General features: G+C 72.3%; 13 protein-coding genes. 7 read left to right on the top strand and 6 right to left on the bottom strand.

Going from position 1 to position 16,298, the window contains the following annotated elements:
• The first annotated feature begins 47 nt into the window (after window positions 1-47).
• From ACIBTV_RS25215 to ACIBTV_RS25205, 3 genes are read left to right on the top strand one after another with little or no spacing between them, the layout of a single operon-like run.
• Window positions 48-320: a hypothetical protein gene (locus tag ACIBTV_RS25215; protein ID WP_396708702.1), complete on the top strand. Its 273-nt coding sequence runs from the start codon at window positions 48-50 to the stop codon at window positions 318-320.
• A 14-nt stretch (window positions 321-334) separates the two neighbouring features.
• A complete protein-coding gene (locus ACIBTV_RS25210) occupies window positions 335-868 on the top strand; it encodes a hypothetical protein (protein ID WP_396708700.1) in 534 nt (177 codons plus the stop codon).
• A gap of 55 nt (window positions 869-923) precedes the next feature.
• Window positions 924-1,484: a DUF3558 family protein gene (locus ACIBTV_RS25205; RefSeq protein ID WP_396708698.1), complete on the top strand. Its 561-nt coding sequence runs from the start codon at window positions 924-926 to the stop codon at window positions 1,482-1,484.
• An 85-nt stretch (window positions 1,485-1,569) separates the two neighbouring features.
• Here ACIBTV_RS25205 and ACIBTV_RS25200 read toward each other — a convergent pair whose 3' ends face one another.
• Complete coding sequence (locus tag ACIBTV_RS25200; RefSeq protein WP_396708696.1) at window positions 1,570-2,094, bottom strand: DUF2231 domain-containing protein; 525 nt, start codon at window positions 2,092-2,094, stop codon at window positions 1,570-1,572.
• A 177-nt stretch (window positions 2,095-2,271) separates the two neighbouring features.
• Here ACIBTV_RS25200 and ACIBTV_RS25195 point away from each other — a divergent pair, with 177 nt between their 5' ends.
• Entirely contained in the window at window positions 2,272-3,387 is a 1,116-nt protein-coding gene (locus ACIBTV_RS25195; RefSeq protein WP_396708694.1) for a hypothetical protein, read from the top strand.
• A gap of 124 nt (window positions 3,388-3,511) precedes the next feature.
• Here the strand turns inward: ACIBTV_RS25195 and ACIBTV_RS25190 are convergent, their stop codons facing one another.
• Window positions 3,512-4,081, bottom strand: coding sequence for a winged helix-turn-helix domain-containing protein (locus tag ACIBTV_RS25190; RefSeq protein WP_396708693.1), 570 nt, complete (start codon window positions 4,079-4,081; stop codon window positions 3,512-3,514).
• A 341-nt stretch (window positions 4,082-4,422) separates the two neighbouring features.
• Here ACIBTV_RS25190 and ACIBTV_RS25185 point away from each other — a divergent pair, with 341 nt between their 5' ends.
• Window positions 4,423-8,793, top strand: a complete 4,371-nt coding sequence (locus tag ACIBTV_RS25185; RefSeq protein ID WP_396708691.1) for a S8 family serine peptidase — start codon at window positions 4,423-4,425, stop codon at window positions 8,791-8,793.
• 242 nt (window positions 8,794-9,035) lie between these two features.
• Here ACIBTV_RS25185 and ACIBTV_RS25180 read toward each other — a convergent pair whose 3' ends face one another.
• Together ACIBTV_RS25180 and ACIBTV_RS25175 are read right to left on the bottom strand one after the other, a co-directional pair.
• A complete protein-coding gene (locus ACIBTV_RS25180; protein ID WP_396708689.1) occupies window positions 9,036-10,064 on the bottom strand; it encodes a winged helix-turn-helix domain-containing protein in 1,029 nt (342 codons plus the stop codon).
• Window positions 10,065-10,546: 482 nt separating this feature from the next.
• Window positions 10,547-11,935 (bottom strand): FAD-dependent oxidoreductase, encoded by a 1,389-nt coding sequence (locus ACIBTV_RS25175; protein ID WP_396708687.1) that lies wholly within the window; start codon window positions 11,933-11,935, stop codon window positions 10,547-10,549.
• Window positions 11,936-12,131: 196 nt separating this feature from the next.
• On the opposite strand from ACIBTV_RS25175, the gene ACIBTV_RS25170 reads away from it, so the two are divergent.
• A complete protein-coding gene (locus tag ACIBTV_RS25170) occupies window positions 12,132-12,773 on the top strand; it encodes a GNAT family N-acetyltransferase (RefSeq protein ID WP_396708685.1) in 642 nt (213 codons plus the stop codon).
• A gap of 4 nt (window positions 12,774-12,777) precedes the next feature.
• Here ACIBTV_RS25170 and ACIBTV_RS25165 read toward each other — a convergent pair whose 3' ends face one another.
• On the bottom strand, window positions 12,778-13,713 hold the full coding sequence (locus tag ACIBTV_RS25165; protein WP_396708683.1) for a diacylglycerol/lipid kinase family protein: 936 nt from the start codon (window positions 13,711-13,713) through the stop codon (window positions 12,778-12,780).
• A 195-nt stretch (window positions 13,714-13,908) separates the two neighbouring features.
• On the opposite strand from ACIBTV_RS25165, the gene ACIBTV_RS25160 reads away from it, so the two are divergent.
• Window positions 13,909-15,750, top strand: a complete 1,842-nt coding sequence (locus ACIBTV_RS25160) for an AMP-dependent synthetase/ligase (protein ID WP_396708681.1) — start codon at window positions 13,909-13,911, stop codon at window positions 15,748-15,750.
• Between the two features lie 42 nt (window positions 15,751-15,792).
• On the opposite strand, the gene ACIBTV_RS25155 is transcribed toward ACIBTV_RS25160, so the two are convergent.
• Entirely contained in the window at window positions 15,793-16,209 is a 417-nt protein-coding gene (locus ACIBTV_RS25155; protein ID WP_396708680.1) for a hypothetical protein, read from the bottom strand.
• Window positions 16,210-16,298 lie beyond the last annotated feature (89 nt).

The following is a 16,298-nucleotide window of genomic DNA, read 5'->3' as shown; positions in this document are numbered from 1 at the left end:
GGGAAACACCCGATTACGCGCCCGGCGTCCGGTCCTAGCCTCAGATCATGACCGGACGCCTCTTCGCGCTGGAGCAGTACGACTGCTCACCCGACGCGGACGCGGCCGCGCCGGCGTTCGGCACCCCGGACTGCCGACTGGTCGCCGCCGTCCGGATCTCCGCCGACGACGTCGTGATCGCGCTGGTCGAGGGCGCCGACGCGGACACGGTGGCCGCCGCCGCCCGCGATGCGGACTGGCGCGTCGACCGTCTCGTCCCCGCCCGGTGGATCTACCCGCCCGAGCAGTCGACCGACGAAGCCAGACCTCCCGTTACCTGAAAGGGACGTGACCAATGCGCCGTCTGATCGCACCCGTGGTGTGCTCGCTCCTGCTTCTCCCGCTCGCCGCCTGCGGGGCCGACGACGGTGGCGGCGCCCCGCCGGCGGGGAACCCCGGCGTCGAGGCGGACGGCGACGGCGACGGCGACCTGGCCGGTGCCGGCGTGGACACCCCGGCGCCCCCGTGCCCGTTCACCGTCGACAAGATCACCGAACTGGTGGGGCAGCCCATGGTCGACCAAAGCAACTGCTCGTTCGGTGACGGCAACGGGGTGGCGCTGCTCACCATCACCACCGCCTCCCGGATCGCCGGCGAGGCCACCTACGACTACCAGCGGCAGCAGGCCACCTCGACGTACCGCCAGGTGAAGGACGCCGGCAAGGGCGACAAGGGGTACCTCGCGATCAAGGACATCGGGGCCGAGGCCGTCGTGATCAGCAACGCCGGCAGCTACACCGTGACCCTGAGCAGCTTCCAGCGGCTCGGTGCCACGCCCGACGGGTACGAGCGGACGCTGCGTGGCCTGCTCGACGCCCTCCCGCTGTGAACCCGTGCCGCCGACCAGCGGTGACGTCGAGCCGACGACAGGAAGTGGACCCAGGATGAGACTCCTCGCAACCGGCCGGAACCGCCCGGCCCGCACCGCGCTCGCGGCCGTCGCGGCTGTCGTGCTGCTCGGCGGCTGCGGCTCGGACGACGGCGACGCCCCGTCCGGCGGCGACCAGAACATCGCGGCGAGCCCGACGGCGGTCGCGGAACCGGAGCCCGAGCCCAGCTCGGCGGAGCCGTCGGCCGCCCCCACGGTCGACCCCTGCGCCCTGGTGACGAAGCAGGAGGCCGAGAAGGTGGCCGGCACCCGGCTGGAGGACGCGGTCGCCTCGCCGGAGAGCTGCAGCTACACCGGGCCGGTCACCGGGCCGACCGCCCAGCTGGAGGTGTACGTCGGGCCCGGCGCGAAGAAGATCCTCGACATCGATCGTGAGCTCAAGCACGAGTTCACGCCGATCGCCGGAGTGGGTGACGAGGCGTACGCCGAGGACGGGGCGGTCTTCGTGAACAAGGGCGGAGTGTGGGTGGCGATCCGGCTGGTCCGCCTCGATGACCCGGCGACGTTCCGCAAGCCGCTGGCCGACCTGGCGAAGACGGTCGCCGGCCGGATCTGACCCGAGACCGACGGACCTGTCCACCCGGGCGGGGTCACGACGCCCGCCCACGGCGCTCCGAGGGGCGCCGCGGGCGGGCAGCGCGTCAGAGGCCTTCCCAGACGGCCTTCGCTCCCGAGTCACCGGTGCGCACCACGTAGTAGACGGCGACCCCGGCGGCCACGATCGACAGCACCCGCAGCGGCACGGTCAGCGCGGCGGGGCGGACGGCGTCGTCGTCCGCCCCGGCGGAGCGGGGAGCGACCAGGACGACCAGCGCCAGCGCCACGACCGCCAGGCCGAGCGTGGCGTAGAGGGTGAGATTGCCGAGCTGCTGGTGCGCCTCCAGTCGCGGCACGTACTCGGGGCTGACCCGGTTTCCCGAGAGCAGGCGGTCGAAGAAGGCGTCGCCGGAGAGCTTCGCCAGCAGCGCGGCGACCGGGGCGCCGACGGCGAGCAGGCCCAGCACCCAGCGGGTGTGCGGGCGGATGGGCGCAACGAGGGCGTAGCCGACGGTCAGCAGCGCCAGGAGCGGCACGAACACGACGGCGGCGTGCAGCACGAGAGGGTGGGCGGGGATGCCCATGAACTCCTCGAACAACGGCGTCTCCTCCGGCGGGGCGGCGGGCACGGATCATGACGTTCGGGCCTGGACGCTATCGGTACCGGGCGCTCGTGTCAGCCCTCGGCTCCGCTGTGGAGATCTTCCGGTCACGCCTCGTGTCGGGCGGCCGGGTCCGGCGTGGCGCCCGCTCCGGCGGTGGTCGTCGGTCGGACAACCCGACATTTTCTCCTATATGGTGACCATATGCATCAGGCCGTACCAGAGCCGGAGCGGCCTGAGGCCGAGCGGGAAGTCGCGAGCGCCGTCCGCCCGCACCGCGAGCCGCCCGCGGCGATCCCGTTGCGCCGCGCGGTCCTCAGCGCCGTCGCCCCGCTGATCCTGGCGCTGATCATCGGGGTCGGGTTCATGGCCGCGTACGTCGCCGCCCTGCACGACCCGCGGCCGAAGGACGTCCCCGTCGGCGTGGTCCGCGGCGACCGGGCCGCCGAGGAGCTCCTGGCCGCGGTCCGGACGCAGGGCCGGCAGCTCAAGGCGGTCGGCTACGACGACCGCGCCGCCGCCGACCGGGCGCTGAACCGGCGTGACGTCTACGCGGTGCTGAGCGGCCCGAGCGGCACGCCCACGCTGACCCTGACCACCGCCGGGGCCGCCGCGCCGCTGGCCACCGAGGTGATCACGCGCATCCTCACCGTCGCGTCGCAACGCGCCCAGGTGCCGCTCGCCGTGACCGACGCCGTGCCGGTCGTGGCCGACGACCCGCGCGGTGTGGTGCCGTTCTATCTGGCGACCGGGCTGGTCATCGGCGGCTACTTCGGTGGCATCGCTCTCAGCCTGACGTTGGGCACCGTGCCCCGCACCCCGGCGCGGGCGGCGATGCGGATCGGCGGGCTCGCCCTGCACGCCGTCCTGCTCTCGGCCGCCGGGGTGCTCGTTGTCGGTCCCGGCCTGGACATCTGGCACCGGCACCTGCTGAGCCTCTTCGGCGCCGGTGCGCTGCTCGCCTTCGCCGCCGCGCTCTTCGCGGCCGCCGTGCAGAGCTGGCTCGCGCGGCTGGGCACCGCACTGATCATTCTGCTGCTCGTGGTGCTGGGAAACCCCGGTTCCGGGGGCATCTATCCGCCCGAGTTCCTGCCGGACTTCTTCCGGGGCATCCACCTGTGGGACATCCCCGGCCTGGGGTCCGACCTGATCCGCTCGGTGATCTACTTCCCGCCGGACGCGGGCCGGTGGCCGGCGATCAAGCTCGGCATCTGGTGCGTCGCCGGCATGATCGTGCTCGTCACCGCCAGCGTGGTGCTCGGTCGGCCTCGGCCCCGGTCCCGTGCCGCGCGCTCCGGCGGCGGGGCCGGAGCGCCGTGACCCGGGCGGGGACGCCGCCCCCAGGGCGTCGGAGGGTCCGGTGGCGGCCACGGCGGGTCGCCCACGCTGGTCCCGCTCCGGCCTGCTCTGATCCACCGCGCACCCGCTCCACGTGGTGGCGGCGTCAGGTGTCGCCGGGTGGTGAGCGGTGGTTGTCCGTCAGCCGGAGCCCGACACCGCGCACCGCCGCGATGCTCACGGCCGTGCCCAGGTCGGCGAGTTTGCGCCGCAGGCGCTTCACCAGCGACTGCACGTCGGCCCTGCGCTGGCGCCCCTCGGCCTGCCAGACCGAACGGTGCAGCTCGGCGTAGCTCCACACCCGCAGCGGCTCGCTCGTCAGGCAGATCAGCAGATCGTGTTCAAGCCGGGTCAGGTCGACCTCACGCTGCCCGTGTCGCGCCGTCAGCCGGGACGAGTCGATCAGCAGCGTGTCGTCGACCGGCCCGGGCCCGCCCGTCGGCGGCGGATCGGCGGGCGGTTCGGGCGCGGCGGCGTCGGGTGGACGCTGCGCGGGCCCGATGAGCCTGCGGAGTTCGTCCAGGTCGGAGACGAGCAGCAGGGGGCCGATGCCGTCGAGATGTTCGGCGAGCCGGATCCGTTCGGAGGCCGAGGGGGTCACCGCGATGACGAGCGGGAACCGCCCGTCGGCCGGACCGGGACCGCCCGGCTCTCCGCTCGCGTCGTGCTCAGCCACGGCGTCCACCCCGAGACGCTGGGCTTCTCTGCCCAGCTTTCGTCATGATCGTGACAACGATTGACAAGGTTGTCGTCACCTGAGTAACCGTTAGCGACAACTTGCTTACCGCACGTTCTTGATCGTCCTTTCATCGCGATCATAGTGTCCACTCGGGCAACCGGCGTGACCCGCGCGGTGCATGGAGGGGCGTAGGAGGGGTTCGTTCCGTACCGGTTCATCCACACTGGAGCGGTCCCTTTGCACCTTCACCATGGCCCATTTCACCCCCTGGGTCGTTCTGAAGGAGGCAGCACCGAATGTTCAGTCGTCCACATTGGAGGCGCGTCGCCAGATCGCTGGTGAGTGCGGGCGCGGCGACGGTCCTCGTCGCCACCGCGCTGGCCGCGACCGGCACGGGCGCGCAGGCCGGAACGGGCGGGCTCGGCGCGAGCGCGCCGTCCCCCGCTGACAAGATCCGGCCGGAGCTCACCAAGCAGCTCCAGGGCAAGACCGAGGGCGATTTCTGGATCCGGTTCAAGGACCGGGCGGACCTGAGCAAGGCCAGCTCGATCAAGGACTGGAACGAGCGGGGCACCGCGGTCGCGGCCGCCCTGAAGAAGACCGCCGCCGAGAGTCAGGCCAAGGTCCGCGCCGAGCTCGACAGCAGCGGGGCGAAGTACCAGACCTTCTGGGCCAGCAACGCCATCAGGGTCAGCGGCGGCTCGCTGACGATGGTGCAGAACCTCGCCGCCCGCTCCGAGGTCGAGGGCCTCTACGCCCCGGTCGCGTACGAGATCCCCAAGACCACCGAGGGCGCCGACGAGAAGACGACGAACGCCCTGGAGTGGGGCATCGCCAACATCAACGCCGACGACGTGTGGTCCCAGTACGCCGTGCAGGGCGAGGGCATCACCATCGCGAACATCGACACGGGGGTCCAGTTCGACCACCCGGCGCTGGTGAACTCCTACCGTGGCAACAACGGCGACGGCACCTTCGACCACAACTACAACTGGTTCAACGCCGCCGGCACCTGCGCGACCCCGTGCGACGGTGACGGCCACGGCACCCACACCATGGGCACCATGGCGGGTGCCGACGGGGCGAACCAGATCGGTGTGGCGCCCGGCGTCCGGTGGATCGCGGCCAACGGCTGCTGCCCGAGCGACGCGGCGCTGATCAACTCCGGTCAGTGGATGCTGGAGCCCACCGACCTCAACGGTCAGAACCCGGACGCCAGCAAGCGGCCGAACATCATCAACAACTCGTGGGGCACCCGGCTGCCCTCCAACGACCCGTTCATGGAGGACGTGACGCTGGCCTGGACCGCCTCGGGCATCTTCGGCGTCTTCTCCAACGGCAACAGCGGCCCCGGCTGCCAGACGAGCGGCGCCCCGGGCAGCCTGGAGAGCAACTACTCGGCCGGCGCGTACGACATCAACAACAACATCGCCAGCTTCTCCGCCCGGGGCCCGGGCCAGAACGGCCAGATCAAGCCCAACATCTCGGCCCCCGGCGTGAACGTCCGGTCGAGCGTCCCGGGCAACGGCTACGCCAGCATCAGCGGCACCTCCATGGCGGCACCGCACCTCGCCGGCGCGATCGCGCTGCTGTGGTCGGCGGCGCCGGCGCTGCTCGGTGACGTCAACGCCACCCGGGCCCTGCTGGACGACGCGGCGGTCGACACCGCCGACAGCCAGTGCGGCGGCACCACCGACGACAACAACGTCTGGGGCGAGGGTCGCCTCGACGCCCTCGCGCTGATCAACGCCGCCCCGATCGGCGACACCGGCACCCTCGCCGGCACCGTCACCGACGCGGCCAGCGGCTCCCCGATCGCGGGCGCCACCGTCGCCATCACCGGCGCGGCCGACCGCCAGTTCACCACCGGGACGGACGGGACCTACTCCGCGCTGCTCCCGGCCGGCGACTACCAGGTCGCCGTGTCGGCGTTCGGCTACCAGAGCAAGACGACGCCGGCGACGGTGACCAAGAGCGCGACCACCACGCTCAACGTCGCGCTCAGCGCCGTGCCGAGCGTCACCGTCAGCGGCACCGTCACCGACGGCTCCGGCCACGGCTGGCCGCTGTACGCGAAGGTGGTCGTCGAGGGCGCGTCCGGTGTCTCGGACTACACGACGCCCACCAACGGCCGCTACAGCCTCACCCTCCCGGCCGGGGCGACCTACCGGCTGCGGGTCGAGCCGCAGTACCCGGGCTACCAGACGGTGACCAAGGAGGTCGTCGTCGCCGCGCGCAACGTCACCGCCAACGTCGCCGTGCCGGCGAAGGCCGACGCCTGCACCACGGCGCCGGGCTACACCTTCGGCTCCGACGGTGAGTACGAGACCTTCGACGGCGCCACCACGCCGGCCGGCTGGACGGTCGTGGACAACAAGGGCAACGGCCAGGTCTGGAAGTTCACCGACCCCGGCAACCGGGGCAACCTGACCGGTGGCATCGGCAACTTCGCGGTCATCGACAGTGACGCGTACGGCTCCGGCGGCACGCAGGACAGCTCGCTGGTCAGCCCGGTCGTCGACCTGAGCGACATCGCGGCCCCGGTGATCCGATTCAACCAGGACTTCAACTGGCTGGGCGGTGAGACCGCCGACGTCGACCTGAGCATCGACGGCGGCGCGACCTGGACCAACGTGCTGCGGCAGGTGAACGACGTCCCCGGACCGCGGGTGACGGAGATCCCGATCCCGCAGGCCGGCGGCAAGGCGCAGGTCCAGGTGCGGTTCCACTACTACAACGGCACGTGGGACTGGTGGTGGGCGGTCGACTCCGTCCTGATCGGCAGCCAGGTCACCTGCGTGCCGCTCGACGGCGGCCTGGTGGTCGGACACGTCCGGGACCGCAACACCGACGGTTACGTCAACGGCGCCACCGTCACCAGCGTCGACAAGCCGGCGGAGAAGGCCACGACCGTCGCGACCCCGGACGACACCGGGCTCGCCGACGGCTTCTACTGGCTGTACTCCTCGGTGACCGGCACGCACAAGTTCACCGCGACGGCCGGCAACTACGTCAGCCTGAGCAAGAACGTCGACATCGAGGCCGACTGGACGACGGCCGCGAACTTCCAGCTCAAGGCCGGTCAGCTGACCGTCTCGCCGACCACGGTGAGCGGCACGGTCCAGATGCCCACCGGCAAGGTCAACAAGACCTTCACGGTGACCAACACCGGTGAGGCGCCGGTCGAGGTCGAGTTCGGCGAGAACGACGGCGGCTTCGAGCTGCTCCGCGCCGACGGGTCCAAGCTGACCAAGCAGCAGGTGCTCGGCTCCACGGGCGCACCGGAGCAGCGGCTCAACGTCGCGGCCTCGTTCGCCGCGAAGGCGTCGGACCGGTCGCCGACGGCGATGCCGCCCGCGCCGGGCCCCCAGGCCGCGCCGTGGACCGACATCGCCGACTACCCGGCGAACGTGATGGACAACCGGGTGGTCAACCTCGACGGCAAGGTCTACTCGATCGCCGGCGGCAACGGCTCGGCGTCCACGACGAAGAGCTACGTCTACGACCCGATCGCCCAGACCTGGGCGGCGATCGCCGACCTGCCCGGCGCCCGCAACGCGATGACCGTCGGCGTCGTCGGCGGGAAGATCATCGCCAGCGGTGGCTGGGCCGCGGAAGGCCCGGACGGCACCACCTGGTCGTACGACCCGGGGGCCAACGCCTGGACCGAGGTGGCCGACAACCCGGCGCCGCGCTCCGCGGCCGGTCAGGCGGTCATCGACGGCAAGCTGTACGCCATCGGTGGCTGCACCACCTCGGCCTGTACCCCCATGTCGAACGACGTGGTCCGGTACGACCCGGCCAGCGACACCTGGGAGACCGTGGCCGACTACCCCAAGTCGGTGGCCTTCCCGTCCTGCGGCGGGATCGACGGCATGATCTACTGCACCGGCGGTAACGACGGTTCCGCCTCGCAGCGGGCCAGCTACGCCTACGACCCCGGTGCCGACACCTGGACGCCGATCGCCGACGCGCCGTCCGACAACTGGGCCAGCTCGTTCGCGGTGGCGAACGGCAAGCTGCTGGTGGTCGGTGGCTCGCAGGGTGGAGCCATCACCAACGTCGGCTTCGCCTACGACCCGGCGACCGAGTCGTGGTCGAGCCTGCCGAACGCCAACACGCCGCGCTACCGCGGTGGTGCGGCGTGCGGCTTCTACAAGGTGGGCGGCTCCTCCGGCAGCTTCAGCGCCATGCCGGACAGCGAGGTGCTTCCCGGCTTCGAGGAGTGCGCCGAGGAGACCGCCGACGTCAGCTGGCTGACGATCGACAAGACCTCGGCCACGCTGGCCCCGGGCGAGAAGGTCACGGTCACCGTCGGAATGACGGCGGCCGTCGACCAGCCGGGCACGTACACCGGCGGGGTCACGATCAAGGAGAACACCCCGTACACGGTGGCGCCCGTGACCGTGACGATGACCGTGACGCCCCCGAAGACCTGGGGCAAGCTCATGGGTACGGTCACCGGCACGAGCTGCCAGGGCGTCGGGTCTCCGCTGCCCGGCGCGGTCGTCCAGGTCGACTCGTGGGCGCAGTCGTTCACGTTCGCCACGGACGCCCAGGGCAAGTACGCGTACTGGATGGACCGTCGGAACAACCCGCTGACGATGATCGTCGCCAAGGACGGCTGGAAGCCTCAGACGCGCCAGGTGAAGATCAACACCAGCACGCCCACGGTGGAGGACTTCGCGTTGTCCCCCATCCGCTGCTGACCCCCGACCACAACTGAACAGGCCGGCCCGCTCGGTACCCACCGAGCGGGCCGGCCCCTGTCCACCCCACCCCGCAGCGCCCGCCCCTTGGCCCGGCGATCTTGTGCTTTTGTGCCCTCAAGCGGCCGGCAAGAGGTGCGGAACGGAACGGGGCTGAAGCTGCAAGATCGCCGGCAGGACAGGGCAGGGCAGGACAGGGCAGGGCAGGGCAGGGGTGGACGGGGCGGGGGAGGGTGGCGGGGTCAGGCCGGGGCCAGGCGGAACCCGACGCCGCGGACGGCGTGGATCGTCGCCGACGCGCCGAGCTCGACGAGCTTGCGGCGGACCCGTCGGACGACCGAGTGCATGTCGGAGCCTCGGCCCAGGTGCTCGTTGCCCCACACGGTCTGGTGCAGCCGCTCGTAGGTCCAGACCCGCCCCGGCGCGCCGACGAGGCAGAGCAGGAGGTCGTGCTCCAGCCGGGTCAGCTCGATCTCCCGGTCGCGCCAGCGCAGGACTCGCCGGTCCGAGTCGACGCGCAGGCCGGACGCTGACGGTGTGCCCGCCCCGTCACCGGCGTCCACCACCGCCGCGGTGAGTTGCGACGGGTCCGCGGCGGCGACCCGCGACACCCCGTACCCGGGAATCTGGCCTGACTGACCCGACTGGCCCGCTGCGGTCGGCGCCTCCCACGTCGGCGTCTGCGGGGCGGGCGAGACGTCCGCAGCACCTGGCGCGCGCTGACCGAACCACCCCGCCACCGTGGCTTCCATCCCCGTGGTGGCCGACGTGCTCGCCTCACCGGGCGCGCCGGCTCCGGCCGGCGCCGACACGACGGGTGGTGCTCCGAGCGAAGCCGCCGCCCCCACGGCCGCCGACGCGGATACCGGCCCGGCCGACACCGGCGCGGCCGGGACGGGCGCGGCCGACAGCGCCGCGGCCGAGGCAGGCGCGGCCGACAGCGCCGCGGCCCACACCGGCGCGGCCGGGACGGGCGCGGCCGACCCAGGTTCCGCCGACAGGGGTGCCACCGACAGGGGGACGGGCGACAACGGCGCGGGCGCGGCCGACAGGGGTGCTCCCGCCGGCGCGGGCATCGAGTCGGGGGCGACGGGTGCTGGTTCGGCGGCGGGTGCCGTCGAACCGGTGACGCCGAGGAACTCCCGCGCCTGGTCGACGCTGGAGACGATCAGGAACGCCTCCGTTCCACCGAGCAGTTGAGCCAGCTGTCTGCGTTCCGCCGGTGACGACGCGATACCGATGATCAACGATGCGACCGGGATCCCCCGCATCCCCCACCTCTTCCGGTTCCCCACCCGTTCCGGGAGGTTGCCATGCCGCCGGATCAATCTGTGGCATGACTTTAATGGTGCTCTATATCGGCATGGTTAAGAATGGTTGCCCATCGACATCAATAATGGGATTTGTCATCCGTGGCGTGTGTCGGCATTGTGGAGACTTCGTGTTGGCTTGACCGTTTTGCTTCGCCGTAGGCGGTCGCCTGAGCCGGTTCGGGTCGCGATGCCCGGATGCTGACTCGCCTGGTCAGCTGGCTGTATCGCGCGCCCCGCAGCCGCCGTCGACCCGCTCCCGCGGTGATCTGCCGGTCGAGATGCTCGTAACGGATATTCTTCCGGCGATTTGCCCGCCGGGCCTGCTCTGGCCGGTTGAAACAGTAGTACACATCGATGTAAGGAACAATGTGCCGGCGCGTGGCGACATCACGACAGCTGTCCGGAAACGGTCGCGTCGCATTCGGCCCCGATGGTGACGGTCAGCGGCTCCGCCGGTTGGCGCGCAGGGCGCGCAGGATCACGCCCGGCCGGGCGAGCGCGTCGGGGTGCGACCGCATGGACACGACCTGGTTGAACACGCGCGCGGTCGCCACGTCCGTCACCGTGGCCCGCACGATCTCGTTCCCGACCCAGCGCGAGAACCGGTGTCCGCGAGGGTACGGGCCGTCGACGTGCGGCAGCGCCAGGTCGGCCGAGGTGGAGATCGACCAGGCGGCGTCGACCACCACCTTCTGCAGGTCGAAGAACTCCCGCGCGGGCAGCCGTAGGTCCGGTCCGGATCGCAGGTAGCTCGTCAGGCACGCCGCGTGCATGGCGGCCGCGGTGATGCCCTGCCCGTAGACGGGGTTGAACGAGGCCACCGCGTCGCCGACACTCACGAGCCCGGCGGGGAACCGCGTCAGCGCATGATAGTCCCGCCGCCGACTGTCGGCGTGCCGGTAGGTCTGGACGTCACCGATCAGCTCGTTGTCGGCGAGGGCGCCGAACTCCGGCGGGAACTGCTCCCGCAGCCGGCGGACGAAATCCTCCGCGGTGCGCCCGGGCCGGTTGGCCGCGTAACCGGCCATCATGGCCATCCACCGGCCGTCCTCGACGGCGAAGAACGCGGCCCCCGCCACGTCGGACGACGTGCCCGGGCTGTGCAGCGCCAGGACGAGCGCCGGGTCCGGCTGCACCTCGTGCCGCCGGAACATCGCGGTCGCGTAGTTGAGGTCGACCGTCATCCGTCGCATCGGCGGCCGGTCCCAGCCGGCCTGCTCCAGCCACTCGGAGAGCCGGCTGGAGCGCCCCATCGCATCGACCAGGAGGTCGGCGCTCTCGACGCCGGACAGCCCGCCGACATCGCAGCGGACCCCGGTGACGACGTCGCCCTCGAACACGAGCCCCGTGGCCCGGGCGGTGAGCGTCTTGACGTTGGGCAGCTGGAGCACCCGCCGACGGATCACCGCCTCCAGCAGGGGGCGGGTCCCCACGAGGGTGTCGGCGTCGTCGGGCACGACGACCTTGAGCCGCCCGTCCAGATAGTTCCGCCGGCTCTCCGGCGGGCTGGCGATCGCCCCCTGGGCCAGCGCCTCGTCCCGGAAACCGGGGAACAGCAGCTCCAACTGGAGACAGCCGCCCGGCAGCAGCGCGTGCAGCTGTGTTCCCTGCGGCACACCGGGCCGCGGCCCGCTCGTCGGCGGCTCATCCCGGTCGACGACGACGACCGTCTCGGCGTGATCGGACAGCACCCGTGCGGCCAACAGGCCGGCGATGCTGCCGCCGAGCACGACGGCCTTACCGAGGACGCGGGACGCGTCGTCGGACGGTCGTACCTCGTTCAGCGCGGCGAAGACACGGGCCGGGGAGGGGGCCATGTTGCTCTCCAAGGAATCCAGTGTGCTGTTCCGCCAGTATGTCCGAGGGGGCGGACGACGGATGGACCGGCACGACGGCCGATCGGCACGGACGCCCGACGATCGTCGCACAGGCAGCACGCGAACACGGTCAGGCACATGACATGCTCGTCGCGGTGGTCCCGGCCGCCCGCGCGCACCCACCCGAAACGATCACCCCGGAGGCAGCGTGCACATCCGCCCCTACCGGCCCGCCGACCGCGAGGCGGTCCACGACATCTGCATCCGTACGGCGGACTCGGGCGAGGACGCGTCCGCCTCCTACCGTGACCCGGACATCCTGCCCGCGATCTTCGCCCACCCGTACACCTTTCTGGACCCCGACCTGGCGTTCGTGCTGGACGACGGCGGCCGCGCGGTCGGCTACGTCGTCGGTACCGCGGACACCTCCGCGTTCGCCGCCCGGTTCCGCGCCGAATGGCTGCCGCTCGTGGCGGAGCGCTATCCGGCTCCGGCGGCGGAGCCGACGACCCCGGACGAGGTGATGGCGCACCTGCTGCACACGCCGGAGCGCATGGTGCTGCCGGAGTTGACCGACCACCCCGCGCACCTGCACATCGACCTGCTGCCCGGTTGCCGGGGCTCCGGGCACGGCCGGATGCTGATCGACACGTTCGTCACCGCGCTGGGCCGGACCGGCGCCGTCGGCCTGCACGTCGCGATGGTCACCGCCAACCATCGGGCCCGGCCCTTCTACGACCGGCTCGGCTTCCGCCCGCTCGCGGTGACCGACCCCGGGCCGCTCACCTACCTGGGCCTGCCGGTGCCCGCCCCCACCGCGACCGTGCACACCCAGCCGGCCGAAGCTTGACCTCCTAGCGGTCCACCGTGTCGGCCGGTGCCATCACCCGCAGCGCGTTCGCGGCCAACCCGATCCGCAGCGGGGTGTGGCCACGCAGTTCGCCGTCGACCTCCACGCGGGCCGGCTGGTCGGTCTCCAGGCACAGCTCACCGACGGCGAGGAACGGCTCCTCACGCAGGGTGCGCCGGTGGCCGCTGGTCGCGTTGCGGAACGTGTCCCGGAGCAGGCCGCGCCGGGAAGGGCCACCCACCGGGTACGCGATCAGCAGCCGGTCGTCCGCGTCGGCGTCGGCGGTGATCGGCCGTCCGGCGTGGAAGCCGCCGTTGGCCACGTACAGCTGATGGGTGACGAACGTGTGCGCGGCCCCGCCGGTGCGGATCGTGGCACGCAGCGGGCGCTGCCGGGCCAGCAGGGCCAGCGCGGTCAGCGGGTACGCGACCCGACCGGTGACGCGTTTGAGGCGCGGCGGCGTCCGAAGCATGATGTCGGCGGAGAGGCCGACGCCGACGTGGTTGGTGAACGGGATGTCGCCGGCCAGCCCCAGGTCGACGTCGACCACCTTGCCTTGGCTCAGGACGGCGACCGCGGCCGCCAGGTCCAGCGGGACGCCGACGGTGCGGGCGAAGTTGTTCGTGGTGCCCAGCGGCAACAGGCCGAGGGCGATGTCGCGGTGCGCCAGCAGGCGGGCCGCGGCGCTGAGGGTGCCGTCTCCGCCACCGGCGACGAGCAGGTCCGGCCCGAGGTCGGCGACGGCGGCGAGCACGGACTCCAGCTCGGCGGGCTGGTGGACCGGGTAACGGCCGATCAGGTCGAAGCCCGCCTCGACCAGCAGCGCGCAGGCGTGTTCGTAGCGGTGGCGTCCCCAGCGGGAGTGGGCGTTGACGACCAACGCGGCCCGTCGGTGGCGTCTGATGGCCTCGCCCAGGTCCTGCTTCGTCCGCACGATCACCGACCCTATCCTCAGTGGACCCGCTCGCGGCCCGGTCGGCGGCGTGTCGGGCGGAACCGCCCAACCGACGGAGACCGCTCCCCACGCGGAGCGAGGCACTTTCGGCGTTCACCCCGGGTCGCGCTGACCGGTGAGTCATGATGGGCCGCGACAGCCGCCCCCACCGGCCTCGGGTCGACAACGGGAGAGCGGAGCGTGGACAGACAGCACGTGGCGACCGACCAGCCGGCGGTCGCCGCCGGACGGGCGGTGGGCCTGGCCGACATGGTGTGGGACAACGCCCGCACCGATCCCGACGTCGCGCAGTTCCTGCGCCCGGACCCGGTCCCCCGGTCGTGGCCGGCGCCTCGGACCCGGCAGGCCGGACCGGCGCGGGTGACCTGCCGGCAGTTCCGCGACGACGTGTTGACCCTGGCGCGGGGGCTCCTCGCCGCCGGCGTGCAGCACGGCGACCGCGTCGGCCTGGTGAGCCGTACCCGCTACGAGTGGACGCTCGTCGACTTCGCGTTGTGGTCGATCGGCGCGGTCACCGTCCCCGTGTACGACACGACCAGCGCCGAGCAGATGCAGTGGGTCCTGAGCGACTCGAGCGCGGTGGGCTGCGTCGTGGAGACCGCCGAGGACGCGGCGAAGCTGACCGGCGTACGCCCGCGACTGCCCGCGTTGCGCGAGGTGTGGCAGATCGACGGCGGTGATCTGATCGCGTTGGCCGGGCGTGGCCGCGACGTGAACGACGCGCTGGTGGAGACACGCCGGCGGGCGGTGACCGGCGACGACGTCGCCACGATCGTCTACACCAGTGGCACCACCGGGCGGCCGAAGGGCTGCGTCCTCACCCACCGCAACATCTTCTGCGATGTCAGCGGCGCCACCGCGGCGCTGGGGGACCTGCTGCACCCGGGCGCGTCGACGGTGCTGTTCCTGCCGCTGGCCCACGCGTTCGCGCGGCTCATCCAGGTCGGCATGGTCTACCGACGGGCGACGCTGGTGCACGGCCCCGACATGGCCGCGGTTCCGCAGCAGCTGCGGACCTACCGCCCGACGTTCCTCCTCGCCGTTCCCCGGATGTTCGAGAAGGCGTACGACAAGGCGCGGCGGCGGGCCGACGACGCCCACCGTGCCTGGCTGTTCCGCTTCGCCGAGCGGGTGGCGATCCGCTACAGCCGGGCCCTGGACCGACGCCGCGGGCCGGGACCGCTGCTGCGGCCGGCGCACGCGCTGTGCGAGCTCCTGGTGTACCGGAAGGTGCGGGCGTCCTTCGGTGGCCGCTGCCGGACGGCTGTGGTCGGCGGCGCGCCGCTGGGGGAGCGGTTGGGGCATTTCTTCCGGGGGGCGGGTCTGACCGTGTTGGAGGGGTATGGGCTGACCGAGACGTCACCGGCGTTGACGGCGAACACCCGGTCGGCGATGCGGATCGGCACCGCCGGCCGGCCGCTCGCCAACGTCCAGATCCGCGTCGCCGAGGACGGTGAGGTCCTCGCCTGCGGGCCCGTCGTGTTCGCCGGCTACTGGAACAACCCCGAGGCGACCCGGAAGACGTTCACCGACGACGGCTGGCTGCGCACCGGTGACCTGGGCAGTGTCGACGACGACGGCTACCTGCGGATCACCGGCCGGAAGAAGGAGATCATGGTGACGGCGGCGGGACAGACCCTCGCCCCGGGACCCATCGAGGAGAAGATCCGCGAGCACCCGCTGGTCAGTCAGGCCATGCTCGTCGGTGACCGCCGCCCGTACGTCGCGGCTCTGGTCACGGTCGACGAGCAGGCGTGGCCACGGTGGCGGGCGGCGCACGGTCTGCCGGCGGAGCCGGTCGCCCGGCTGCGGGGCAGCCCGCAGCTGCGTGGCGAGATCCAGACGGCGATCGACCGCGCCAACGCGACCGTGTCGCACGCGGAGCGGGTGAAGACGTTCGACATCCTGCCCGTCGACCTGAGCGAGGAGGCCGGCGAGCTCACCCCGACGTTGAAGATCAAGCGGGAGGTCGTCCAGGAGCGCTACGCGGCCGACATCGAAGGGCTCTACCGCGGCCACTGACGTCGACGGAGCGCCGCCGGTCGGCGCGGCCGACCCGTCCCGCTACCGGCCCCGGCCGGGCCGCACGGCGCGCACCACGGCCGCCACGACGGCGGTGCCCGCGGCCAGACCGGCGAGCAGCAGCACGGCGCCGACCGCGTACAGGCCGGAGTCGTCGCGGGACGCCGCGGCCACGGTCCAGGCGGCGGTGAACGCGAGGGTCAGCGCGGCCGACGCGAGCACCGGCCGGACGCCGGCCAGCAGCGCGCCGACGAAGACCACGAGCAGTGTCAGCACACAGCCGACGACTTGCCACGCCTGGTAGGGGCCGCTCGTCGTCCCGGTCACCGGGTCCTCCCGGTAGCCGGTGTCCCAGCCGAGCCACGCGTACCAGGCGGCCACCGAGAGCAGTGCGACGGCGAGGACGCCGACGGCCTGACCGCGGAGGGAGGAGCGGCGGCGTCCGGAGGTGAAGGCCATGCGGCCGAAGGTAGCCGGCACCGCCAACCGGTGCCCGGGTGGCCGTACCCACGGCCTCGCCGTTCCCGCCATCACGGACCCCTCAGGCC

It is taken from the genome of Micromonospora sp. NPDC049366 (assembly GCF_044466625.1).
Lineage (GTDB): Bacteria > Actinomycetota > Actinomycetes > Mycobacteriales > Micromonosporaceae > Micromonospora.
Note: the sequence above shows the minus strand (reverse complement) of the source record. Positions and strands in the feature narration are given on the sequence as shown.